This is a genomic window from Vibrio sp. 10N.261.55.C5, from assembly GCF_041470505.1.
Lineage (GTDB): Bacteria > Pseudomonadota > Gammaproteobacteria > Enterobacterales > Vibrionaceae > Vibrio > Vibrio crassostreae_C.
This window is the reverse complement of record NZ_JBFRMS010000038.1, coordinates 1-12,467: the sequence shown is the minus strand read 5'-3', so window position 1 is coordinate 12,467 and position 12,467 is coordinate 1. Positions and strand designations below refer to the sequence as shown.

The following is a 12,467-nucleotide window of genomic DNA, read 5'->3' as shown; positions in this document are numbered from 1 at the left end:
CTACCTTGAAAAACACCGCTGTTTGCTATGATATTCATGTGCGCAATTTCTCTCAATCTCCTTATCGAAACTTAAAGCTATTTATTAATATGTCTCCTTGTATGTTCTCAACGATTTATAACAATGTTGACTTTATCTTTAATTTTACTAGTAGAATAGACAAAGAGGGTCTAGCATTTGAAAAATTTGTTTTTGAAGTAACAGAGTTTGAGGATAAGCATATTTCAGGATTAATTTCTGGCATTGAAATGTTCAGATCCTACGGTATTCGAATTGCTATCGATGACTTTGGAGTTGACTTTTCTAATGAAGAGCGAGTTAAGTCATTAGCCCCAGATTTTATTAAACTTGATAAGTCTCTTTTGGATAGTTATATATCAGATGGGAATATCTCACTTATTGATGGTATATCGTTTTCTAAGAAAGAAGGTGCAATAGTTATCGTTGAAGGGGTTGAAACCAGAGAGCAGATAGATGCTTTATCAACTTTGAATGTTGATTATACGCAAGGTTTTTATTTTGGAAGGCCTTCGGCATTAACATAATTAAAAATAAATAGGCATAAGATGATTTTTTGAACGAGCTCAGATAGAGATTATATTAAAAATAAGGTTATTAATCCATTTTCAGGTTTTTTAATTGAACGATAACTTTAATGGTCATTTTTCTGAGGTTAAGTAATAAAATGTTTGATCGTCACATTCCGGAGTATCTCAAGGAAAGCCGATATTTGGAAAAGTGTGGTTCGCCTTTAGGAACTAGGTACGATCATGTTTTGTCCTTTTAGATATATAAGTGTAATTGGTGTGTATGAATGAGTTTAAAGTAAGAATTTTAGGAACAATCGGTGCAATTATTGCATTTATCGTTATTACGCTGATAGCGATTGGTTTTATGTCCTTTAAGGAAGAAAGCATAGAACTTCATAGGCAAGTGTTACAAGAAAAAAACGCAACAATTGATGAAAATCTATCCCAAAAGATAGAGGGATATCGAAGTGTTCTTTCTGGCGTAAAAGTCAGTAAATCTGATATGTCGACCAATGGCCTTTCCGACAAAGCTATTACCCAACTTGAGATGTTGTATCGGACACAAATCCAATTTATTGAAGGTGCTTACCTCATCAATATTGATGGTAGCATTTATAATGTTAAAGGTGAGAAACAAGACTTCAACGTTCGGGACTTAGGCCGCTCTTATTACAAGGCGGTGTTCAACGAAGGCAAAGTGTTCTTCTTTTCTGCTCCATTTGTGTCTGCGGTGACTAATCGAGAAGTTGTAGCAATGGCATATAAGATTGATGGCGATGTTGCTGTGATCACCACGGTTAATCTAGACTCTCTACTGGAATCTATCGCAGAACGAGAAGATATTTTCCTATACACAGAAGATGGTACCATTTTAGTCGCGCCATACCCTGAGCTACGAGGTAAAAATATTTACCAAGAGCGTCCCCTTTACAAGGGATTTAATACTAGTAATCGAGAGTTAAACTATAGCGCTTCTGTCAATGGTGATGACATTGCGTTCTCCGCTTTTTGGACTCAACTGGAGATTACAGGCTGGCAATTTGTCAGCTTTATTAAAGATGCCACAATAGAAAAAGGTGCTGACAATCAACTTGTTATTTCTATCATAGTGGGTGTTGTAAGTCTGTTGGTGGCTTTGGTCATATTGTTGGTAACAGTTAATAGGCTAGTACTAAAACCTGTCGGAGGTACTCCGAATGAGATAGCTGGTTTGATGGAGTTGATGGCTAAAGGCGACTTTACGCAGCGCGTTGAATCAACGGGAAGTGAAACTGGTATCTATCAGTCACTTATCAAGCTGTCGAACCAACTGTCAAAACTAATTAAAAACTCGCATGGCATTTCTGAAAATGTATCCTCCGCATCGGAAGAGCTGAACATGATCATGAACGATACAAAATCCAATGCTCAGGAAGAACTTTCCCAAGTGGAACAGATTTCTACTGCTATTAATGAACTATCTTCTACCTCTCAGGAGGTCAGCCAACAAGCTGTAGCAGCTGAAGAAGAGGCTAGAAAAGCCAAAGAAAATGTGGAACTTGGCAAGAAAACGCTTGAAGAAAATATTTTATTAACAGGGTCCATTGAAGCGTCGGTGAATGAAAGTGCTCATATAGTAGATGAACTTCGCCGGTATGCGATTGAAATAGGTTCGGTGACGGAGGTGATTAATTCCATTTCAGAACAAACCAACTTACTTGCGCTAAACGCAGCGATTGAAGCTGCAAGGGCTAGTGAACATGGTCGTGGCTTCGCTGTGGTGGCGGATGAAGTAAGAAGTCTGGCTTCCAAAACTCAGGAATCGACTGTTAGTATTCAAGAAATCATCGAAAAGCTGCAAAAGCAATCAGAGCGGGCTCAATGTAATATGGCTCAAAATGTCGAGCTTATTGAACAATCGGTTCAACTCGCAGACAACGTAAAGGCTTCCTTTGAAGGTATATCCACGTCAGTGGAGTCTATCTCTGATATCAACACCATGGTTGCGACTGCCGCACAAGAACAATTTAGTGTAACGGAAGATATCTCAAAGAACACTACGCTCGCATTCGACCTTGTGCAGCAAAATGTATTGGGTATTGATGAAACGCTTCAGGCATCGTCTGAGCTGGCTAGGCTCGCAGAGACACAAAAGAGTGAACTGGATTTCTTCAAAATCTAGTTGAGCTGATTATCGAGAAATGTGCGCATCAGATGGGCATTCCGATGCGCACATCTTCATATTTGACCCAATAAAAAAAAGATAGTGATGTCGAATTACAAATATGAGCAGCTTCTATCCATCACGATAGATAACGCATTGTTACATCTTTGGATCTCAGTAGCGACCACTGAGCAATATGTTTCTAGAGAAGCCCGCTCCCAAATCTTGGTGAAATGGTTTAAACCAAAAATAAAGCAAGCGAAGTATAAACTGATTAAGAAAGACCTAAGGTCGATTGTACTGACTGGTAGAGCGAATGCTAATCTGCTTGAAAAACGACTCTGCGAACTTCGAGAGTTATCCCTAAATAATAGGAAAAAAGTCAACGATATGCATAAGCTTCATTACCTACTTGAACACTTAAATGAAGATTATGGCATCAAAGCCGATTTGACTGAAGGTGTTGTAGAGTATCAACCGAATACCTTATATGTGTCTAAAAAAAATTTGGAAGATTGTTTCTCTGAAGGCAAGTGCCAAGTGAAGCCTATTTTGATGATCTTATCAGGTATCAATATTTTCACTCTGACAAGCTATATTCAAAAATTCGGCTTTCACAAAGTCGAAGAGGGCAATATATCACATTGTGGACTGATGTCTGTTTATCTATATCCAGTTAAGGCGTGTTGATTTTTCGTAATTGTTTTTTGAAAAACATGACAAAGGGTTATGATTTCTTTCATAAAAACAATATTAATAACTGATGGGAACTGTTGCTACAAGTTATGAAGAGAACTGGCTGTATTTCTAATTTAAACTTTATCTGGCCAAGTATGAATGTTTTCCATCATACTTGGCCTAGTGATGACTTTGTTGCATAGGTAAGTTTAGATACCTCGACACCCTTTTCGTTTGTTTCTTAGTCAATACGATACGCATTGTTATTTCTTAAGCTCAATCGTCCTGATAAATCGTTGCTTCTACCAGTAAACACCTGTGGTATCCATACTGCTCTTTCCAATACTAATTTTAACCATCTAGCTCCTGGCAATCCATGGCATGATTTTGAGGGTGACCACGCTCCCCAAAAGGTTGTCTTACTCTCGAAGGAATAAGAACAATAGCTCGCTTAATATAAACAGCAGCGTCACACGCTCTCATGCCATAAACACCATCATCAGACATTACAAGAATACCTCGGTGTGTTTGTTCTAGTAAGTTCGGGATGACTTCTCCATTTTTAACCGTCGATAAACTTAACTCGGTTGCAATAATTTCATGAGTGTTTGTGTCGACGATTACATGCAAAAAGGTAAGCTTTTGGGCTTTGTTAGCTGGCTCATTTTTCATCGTTTTAAGTACGATGTTACTCCATAAATTTAGGTGGTTGGTTCGGTAGTCGTTTCCAGAACTGTCACCAATTTCAATGACTACAGGGTTTTACTTTTCAAAATCGAGAAGTATATAAGCTGGTCAATTTGATTTCGATACTTACTAAGATTGGTCAACTTATAAACCAATCTGAGCGACTTTCCTCCTATAGTTATTCATCACTAGGATCAAGGCGCATCAATCGTTTAGAGGTAGTGGTTGCCGTTTAGCAATACATATAGGTGAAGCTCTCCTTATTGCAATCTTAGTTTTAAATGAACACCACAGCTGATGTTACATTCATGTCGTCTACTCTGATTCGCCCTACACAACCTGCAAAGTTTCCGCATATTCCAGCACTTAAAAATGGTTGAGATACATGTGATTATAATGGTTGTTGTTCATAAGTTGTTGTTATTAAAGTTAATTTAAATTTAACTACACAAGATATCTCAACCAGTCCGTGTAATATGAAGCAACTTTAAATGCATCTTATACATGTTTAACCTCAAAATGTATGCGTTTAATGCATTTGCTAAATGCAAACCTTTCATTTTTCTCACAAAGATTATCCATAGTATTTTTAGGTGTAATTTGTCTAAAGATTTCTTTCTTATATGAAAAATCCCTTGGAAAGTGTGCTTTGCATGTAGACATGCGTGTTCGGATCTTAAGGGATATTTCATATAAGAATTAATTAATATAGGGAATACTAATCATGATAAAATTAATAGAGAATATTACGTTTGATTTCTCTCAGACCACGCTTAAAAACCGTATTGTTATGGCACCAATGACTATTCAGTCAGCTTTTTTTGATGGTGGTGTGACACAAGAAATGGTGAACTATTACGCCTCTCGTTCGGGAGATGCAGGGGCTGTAATTGTTGAGAGTGCGTTTGTTGAAGATTATGGTCGTGCTTTTCCCGGAGCTCTGGGTATTAACCATGACAGTAAAATTGCTGGCCTTAAAAAATTAGCGGCAGCGATCAAAAACAATGGTTCGAAGGCCATTTTACAGATTTACCATGCAGGGCGCATGGCTAATGGTGAGTTCAACGGCGGCCATCAACCGGTCTCTGCTAGTCCTGTTGCTGCCCAGCGCGATAACGCAGAAACACCACTAGAAATGACCGAAAAACAGATCGTTGGCATGATCGAAAATTTCGGCAATGCAGTTAATCGAGCTATTCTTGCTGGCTTTGACGGCGTCGAAATCCATGGAGCCAATACTTATCTGATCCAACAATTCTTTTCCCCGCATTCCAACCGACGTACTGATAAGTGGGGCGGCGACATTGAAAAGCGTACCGCATTCCCACTCGCTATTTTGGAGAAGGCGAAACACGTAGTGGCGTCTCATCAAGTCTCTGAGTTCATCATTGGTTACCGTTTCTCTCCAGAAGAAATTGAAGAACCAGGTATCCGATTTGAAGATAGTATGTTCCTTCTTGATAAACTTGCTCAAAGTGGTCTTGATTATTTCCATTTCTCAATGGGTCATTATGCTAGAAGCTCTATTGTCAATCCAGAAGACAAAGAGCCGCTTATCAGTAAATTCCATTCATTGAAGTCTGAGAATGTCGCTAAAATCCCGATCATTGGTGTCGGCGGCATTGCTCAACGTAAAGATGCTGATGCAGCACTTGATCTTGGCTATGACATAGTCAGTATTGGTAAAGGCTTTCTTGTCGAACCTACATGGGCAAAGAAATCCATGAATGGCGAAATCTGTGCTGAATTTGCGGATATTGCTCAACAACACGCATTGATGATCCCAACACCTTTATGGGAGATAATGGATTACATGATCATTGACAGTGCCGCTGAAGCATTAAAGCACCAACGCATTAAGGAACTTCAAAGCGTTGATATCAAGTTCGAACCGGGTGAATACACAGCTTACGGTTATGGTCATAACGGTCAACTTCCTGTCACGGTTAGTTTCTCGGAAGGCAAGATACTTGATATCGCCGTTGACTCATCAAAAGAATCAGATGGTATTGCCAATCCTGCGTTTGAACGTATTCCACAGCAAATACTTGATGGACAAACATTAAATATTGACGTTATTTCGGGTGCAACCGTCAGTAGTCAAGCTGTTCTTGATGGTGTTTCTAATGCCGTTGATTTGGCTGGTGGTAACTCAGAAGCTTTACGTTGCAAAGCTCGAGAGGCAGTTGAGTGGTCAACGGAAACAATTGAAGACACGGTCGATGTAGTGGTTGTGGGTGGTGGTGGTGCAGGTTTGAGCGCAGCGCTTACCGCCTTGGATAAACAACAATCAGTCATTGTGCTTGAAAAATTCCCAGCTATCGGTGGCAACACCGTGCGCACTGGGGGCTGGGTTAACGCAGCAGAGCCTAAATGGCAAAAAGCGTTCCCTGCCTTAGCCGGAGAAGCTGATTATTTAAAAGTAATTGCCGACACATTAGAATCTGAAATTGCGGCAGAGTATCTCTCAGACTTCCGTACGTTGAAGGATCAGTTAGAGAATTATTTTCTTGATGTTGCTGCGGGTAACAACTATCTATTTGACTCAACAGAACTGCACTTGATTCAGACCTACCTTGGCGGCAAACGTACAAACCTAAAAGGTGAATCAATCTACGGTCAGTACGATCTTGTACATACACTGACTAGCCGCGCTATGGAGTCGATCGACTGGTTAACAGAGAAAGGAATCGATTTTAACAGGGATATGGTCGACATTGCCGTTGGTGCTCTATGGCGCCGAGCTCACAAGCCTAATCGCCCTAAAGGTGCTGAGTTCGTTGAGAAACTACAGAAACACATTATCGCTCAGGGTGGTCGTATTATCACCGATACACGCGCAGACGATTTAATTATTGAAGATGGTCAAGTGGTAGGTATTAATGCTACTCATTCAAACGGTACTAAGTATAAATTGACTACGAAACAAGGTGTGGTATTAGCATCTGGTGGATTCGGTGCCAACACTAAAATGCTTCAGAAGTATAATAACTACTGGAGCGAAATTGCTGATGACATCAAGACTACCAATTCACCAGCACTTGTCGGTGATGGTATTGCCATAGGTGAAAATGCGGGAGCAGAGTTGGTTGGTATGGAGTATATCCAACTGATGCCAATTGGCGACCCTAAATCAGGTGCGTTGCTCACCGGCTTGATTGTTCCACCAGAAAACTTTGTGTTTGTTAACCAAAAAGGCAAACGCTTTGTAAACGAATGTGAAAGCCGCGATGTACTTTCTAACTCGTTTTTCGATAACGGTGGTGTGATTTATATGATTGCGGATGAAGAGATTCGTAAAACAGCTGCCAACACAACAGACGAAACCATCGAGCGTGAAATTAAAGAAGGCACTATCATTAAAGCCGACACGATAGAAGAGTTAGCGCATAAGATCAATGTTCCGGCCTGCGAGCTTTGTGAAACCATTCGTTCGTATAATTCCTACGTCGATAACGGACGTGATCCTGAGTTCAATAAAGGTGCTCTTGGTCTGAAAATTGAGAAGGCTCCTTTCTATGCAACGCCTAGAAAACCATCTGTACACCATACGATGGGTGGCCTCAAGATAGACAATAACGCTCGTGTGTTAAATAAACAGGGAGCACCAATTCCGGGACTGTATGCCGCTGGTGAAGTTACGGGGGGGATTCACGCAGGCAACCGCCTCGGTGGTAACGCCTTAATTGATATCTTCACATTCGGCCGAATCGCAGGCAAGAACGTATCTCATAGAAATTCGTAAACAAAAGGGAAGCCTCTGGCTTCCCTATTCCTATTTGGAGACACATATGTCCTACTATAAAACTCGTTTTCAAATGATGGGGACATTTATTGATCTTGCAGTTCATCATCACAATGGCGAACAATTATTAAAGGATTGCTATCTTCAACTCCAAGAGTTCGCGCAGCGTTTTACTGTGAATCAGCCTCATTCAGAGCTGATGAACGTCAATGTCCATGCAGGGGTTCGCCCTGTGCGTGTCAAAACTGATTTGTATGAATTGCTTAAAATCGCTACCACAGTGAGTCTTGATAGCAATAACCCTTTTAACATTGCTATTGGTCCCTTGATCAAAACATGGCGCATAGGTTTCAAAGACGCAATATTACCCTCTGATGCTGAACTTGTATCAAAGCTTCACCTTGTGAACCCTTCGCAAATTATCTTTGATGATGTTTACCAAACCGTGTTCTTAACTAAAGTGGGTATGCAGGTTGATTTAGGCGCCATAGCTAAAGGCTATTTTGCAGATCAAATAAAACAGTACTTAGTGAGTCAAAAGGTAGTGTCTGGTTACATTAATTTAGGAGGGAACGTATTAACTATAGGATGCGTCCTCGGTAGCAGCGAAAAGCCATGGAATGTTGGGGTTCAAGATCCATTTGGCGCGAGAGGTCAAGTTTGCCGAATGGTACCTATTAAAGGTAAATCCGTTGTAACCTCCGGTGTTAATGAGCGTTTCATTGAACATAACGGCAAACAATACCACCATTTACTAGATGCAAAAACCGGCAAACCAATCGTTACTGATATCGTAAGCGTCACGATCATTTCCAAACTGTCTATCGATGGTGAAATTTGGAGTACGGCGGGGTTTCTGTCTTCGGCTAACGACGCATTAGCATACTTGAATCAACGACCACACGTTGAAGCTATTGTCATTTCCGAACAAGGTAAAGTTCACGTTACTGATGGACTTATCGATGACGGTCAAATTATTATAGAAAAGTGTAACAAGAAGTTCGCATATATATAACGATATGTAAATAAAAACTATTTCTCAAGTAAGTGCGTTTTAGAGCATGATGAAAATGTTATAAGACTAACTTTTTCACCAATTAACAACATGATACTCGTATCAATAATGCTGAACCTTGTTTCCTAAAAAGCATTCGTCTTCGTCACCTTATTGAGCTACATCAACTCGCTATTTCTCCTAGAACCGTAAACAGTTATTTAGGCACCGCATTGACTTATGGGCTCATAAATCAATGCGGTAAGTCGGAAGGAATTAGTTGGCCTATTTTCTATTTTAAGTCTCCATATTTTGGGAGACTTAAAAGTTTTTTATCTAGTTATTGCTGAAATGTGTAATGTTGTAAATCATTCAATTTGAGCGACTAATTTTCCTCTATAACCAGCTTTTAACTTGGCCAGGCTTTTGGGGATGTCCTGAAAGTTAATCTTATCTAATCGGCCTGAAACAATGTGAGAACAATTTTTACACAAATATTCAAACCCAACACGCAAGCTTTTTAATTCACGCTTAGAAGGATACTTGTGGAAGGCATTTAAGGCTACTTCATGGATTGAAATAGCTTTATCAAAACCAGGGAATGGATTTGATGCTATTCGGTCTTGAATCACAATCAAGTGCGAGTTTACATCCAAAAATGGATACATGGCTTCAGCACTTTCTTTGTTTACTGTGTCTACTGCAATAAATGCGCGTTCATTTCCCAAATATTCAACTAACGCGTTGTTCCAGTTCTCGTCGTTATAATCAAACACTGCACTAACTCCTGACTGTATGAGACTATCATGATGTGAGGCACTTGAAATAGTTATGACGTCATAACCACGAGATAGCGCTAGCTCGACGATTAACCGTCCGACTAATCCCCCTGCACCATTAACAATAAATCGCGCATTTTTTGCTAATGGAAGCTTTTCAATAGCTTGCCAAGCAGTAAGCCCAGTACACATCAATGCTGCAGCGATAGTTTTGTCCAACTCGGGGTCGACTTTGAATACGACACTGCTGTCTACCACTGAGTAGTGAGCATAAGATCCATGTCGCGCTAAGCTTTGATGATAAGCGACGTGGTCACCGATATTAACGTTGGCATTTGGCCCTTTGGCAACCACAACCCCACACCCATCGACACCTGCGACTTGATAACCATCTTGGCTAACCATACCTGGGTGGATCACTTTCCAATCGACAGGGTTTAATGCGATGGCAAGATTTTTTATCAAAATCTCCTCTTTTGATAATTTTGGCAATTCGAGTTCACGTAGTTCTAAATCTTCGGGCTCTTTAGTCTCTGCATTAAAAGTCCATGCGTAGTTTATTTCTGCCATTTTATTGTCCTATTTATTCTATATTGCTGAAAACTTATAGCTCGTGAATCAATTGAAAAACTGCTTCAAGTGAGCCTTGTATCTTTCAAAGTCGTTCTCTATTGCAGGGCTTTTGATAACATCATTACACATAAAAGTTTTGATAGGAGTCATTCCCAAAAACTGATGAGCCTTATGAAATGGTAGGTAAACACCGTCTATACCAACTCCATCAAAAAACTGGGATGGATCATTAAATGCTTGTTCTGGAGCATTCCACGTTACAGAAAGCATATATTTTTTACCTTGAATCAATCCTCCTGTACCGTAATTTTTCTCACTGTCACTTCTTGTCCTACCATCACTTTGGTACAAGCGACCATGACCAAGGGTGAACACGTCATCAATGTATTTCTTTACAGTCCATGGTACGCCCATCCACCAAGCAGGATTTTGGTGAATAACGATATCTGACCATAACCACTTTTCAATTTCAGTTTCTATGTCGTAACCATTATCAACTTCAGTAACTTTCACGTTATGGCCGAGCTCAGTTAAATACCTTTGAGCCAGTTCAACTAAACTGCTATTTAACGCCCCATTTGAGTGGGCAAATTTTTTACCACCGTTGATAATCAATATATTACTCATACTAGTCGTCCCATTTTGTAGCTAAACCATCAGGATTGACCTGACGTCCGTTTCACTAAAGTTCATCGATCAATGTTATATCTTCATTTGATATTTGGAGTTGTTGTGCTTGTGGGTTATTGATTAGATTTGCGTGTTGAGTTGACGAAGGAATCATGGAATATCCCTTTGTTAATGCCAATGTCAGTACAATTTCCGCTTGAGATATCAATAATCAGTGGAGCTTTTAGCAGTTTTCCCCATAAGCTAAAGTCATATACGACGTTATATGTTTATCCTTTTCCGGTATAAATGTTACAAGTCTCGGGTTTTCAGATTTGGACTAAGCTCAATTTGGTTGGTGGCTATGCTGTTTCTACCTATCGAAAAAGTGCTTTTTATAGGTAATTATTAAAATTTGACACGCTAACTTTTGTTAACCCCAACGATTTTCTTCAAGCAGTGCTTGCACTGTATCCAACTTCCAACGCATTCATTATTGAATTTTTACTATTTCGTGCTTTAAGCGAAAAATACCCATACCAAATGAAAGTATTGTCATTATGCCCCCAAAGTTTTTTATGTCTTTGTAGGTATTAGCACAAACTTTACTTGGCAAAGTAAGTTAACTAAAGTTAATAATAGTTAATTTTAAATTTACAAAAGGTAACGAATGAAGTCGACTTTGGATGAGATGAAAGCGCTAGTCGCTGTTGTAGATACTGGAACTGTCAGAGGAGCAGCAGAAATCCTCTCCATTACACCAGCCGCAGTGAGCAGAACTATTTCAAGGCTAGAGGCAAAACTAGAAACAACTTTATTGAGTCGTACTACGCGTAGGTTGAGCGTTACTTCTGAAGGATGTGTTTACTTAAAAAGAGTACGAAGAATACTTGAAGAGGTTGATTTAGCTGAGCACCAATTGAAAGCCCAGAAAGATATGCCTTCAGGTCTTTTACGCATTAATACAGCGACGCCCTTTGCCATTCACGGACTTGCTCCTTGTCTTTCCGGTTATCAAGCGCTTTATCCTGACGTTGAAATAGATCTTACTACAAGCGAAGAAAACATTGATCTAGTAGGACAGCACATCGATATCGCTATTCGTATTGGTCAACTTAAAGACTCAACATTAAGAGCAGTATTTATTGGCAACAGCAGGATACGCATTCTTGCGAGTCCTGAGTATCTTAAAGAGTTTGGTATACCAAAACGATGCGATGAACTATCTAATCATAAGCTTTTAGGGTTCAGTAAGCCTGATATTCTGAAAAATTGGCCGCTCAAAGATGAAATCGACAAGGTCTTTAAAGCAACGAGTAACTTACAAGGAGATAATGGCGAGGTCATTCGACATTTAGCATTAAGCGGAGCAGGTATAGCATGTTTATCTGACTTTATGACATATAGAGATAGGAAAAGTGGTCGTTTGGTTGAGTTGTTCAAAGATTCTTCTCTCAGAGTTGAACAACCCATTCATGCCATTTACTATAAAAACTCAGTAACATCCTTGAGAATTTCATCGTTCATTGAATTCATAAAAAGAAATCTTAAAATTGATAATAATGAGTTTATGTAGTTGCTCTTTGGTGCCAGCATTACACGTTAGTATGAATAATTTCCCATTCTTTGGCGCCACTCTAGAATGTATCATTTAGACACACACAATGGGACATCGCAACTTGCGCATCGCAACTTGCGATGTGTGATTACCCCTATCTGGCAGGATAGT

At 39.7% G+C, this 12,467-nt stretch carries 9 protein-coding genes; 6 read left to right on the top strand and 3 right to left on the bottom strand.

All coding sequences use genetic code 11. The features are described 5' to 3' along the window. The 3 genes from AB4263_RS15215 to AB4263_RS15205 all read left to right on the top strand — a co-directional run. Nucleotides 1–545 (top strand): EAL domain-containing protein (locus AB4263_RS15215; RefSeq protein ID WP_372098451.1); only part of this gene is annotated, 545 nt, incomplete at its 5' end. Between the two features lie 265 nt (nucleotides 546–810). Further along, entirely contained in the window at nucleotides 811–2,691 is a 1,881-nt protein-coding gene (locus tag AB4263_RS15210) for a methyl-accepting chemotaxis protein (RefSeq protein WP_372042969.1), read from the top strand. 87 nt (nucleotides 2,692–2,778) lie between these two features. Further along, nucleotides 2,779–3,363 (top strand): DUF2913 family protein, encoded by a 585-nt coding sequence (locus tag AB4263_RS15205; RefSeq protein WP_082239881.1) that lies wholly within the window; start codon nucleotides 2,779–2,781, stop codon nucleotides 3,361–3,363. Between the two features lie 339 nt (nucleotides 3,364–3,702). Here AB4263_RS15205 and AB4263_RS15200 read toward each other — a convergent pair whose 3' ends face one another. Continuing rightward, nucleotides 3,703–4,023: a hypothetical protein gene (locus AB4263_RS15200; RefSeq protein ID WP_372042970.1), complete on the bottom strand. Its 321-nt coding sequence runs from the start codon at nucleotides 4,021–4,023 to the stop codon at nucleotides 3,703–3,705. A 739-nt stretch (nucleotides 4,024–4,762) separates the two neighbouring features. Here AB4263_RS15200 and AB4263_RS15195 point away from each other — a divergent pair. Then, the gene (locus AB4263_RS15195) at nucleotides 4,763–7,783 is read left to right on the top strand and encodes a flavocytochrome c (RefSeq protein ID WP_372042971.1); all 3,021 of its coding nucleotides are present in this window, start codon (nucleotides 4,763–4,765) and stop codon (nucleotides 7,781–7,783) included. Nucleotides 7,784–7,829: 46 nt separating this feature from the next. Continuing rightward, a complete protein-coding gene (locus AB4263_RS15190) occupies nucleotides 7,830–8,798 on the top strand; it encodes an FAD:protein FMN transferase (RefSeq protein WP_372042972.1) in 969 nt (322 codons plus the stop codon). A 347-nt stretch (nucleotides 8,799–9,145) separates the two neighbouring features. Here AB4263_RS15190 and AB4263_RS15185 read toward each other — a convergent pair whose 3' ends face one another. Next, entirely contained in the window at nucleotides 9,146–10,126 is a 981-nt protein-coding gene (locus AB4263_RS15185) for an alcohol dehydrogenase catalytic domain-containing protein (protein ID WP_372042973.1), read from the bottom strand. A gap of 48 nt (nucleotides 10,127–10,174) precedes the next feature. Continuing rightward, nucleotides 10,175–10,756, bottom strand: coding sequence for an NAD(P)H-dependent oxidoreductase (locus AB4263_RS15180; protein WP_102370534.1), 582 nt, complete (start codon nucleotides 10,754–10,756; stop codon nucleotides 10,175–10,177). A gap of 652 nt (nucleotides 10,757–11,408) precedes the next feature. On the opposite strand from AB4263_RS15180, the gene AB4263_RS15175 reads away from it, so the two are divergent. After that, nucleotides 11,409–12,314: a LysR family transcriptional regulator gene (locus AB4263_RS15175; protein WP_102370533.1), complete on the top strand. Its 906-nt coding sequence runs from the start codon at nucleotides 11,409–11,411 to the stop codon at nucleotides 12,312–12,314. Nucleotides 12,315–12,467: the final 153 nt, after the last annotated feature.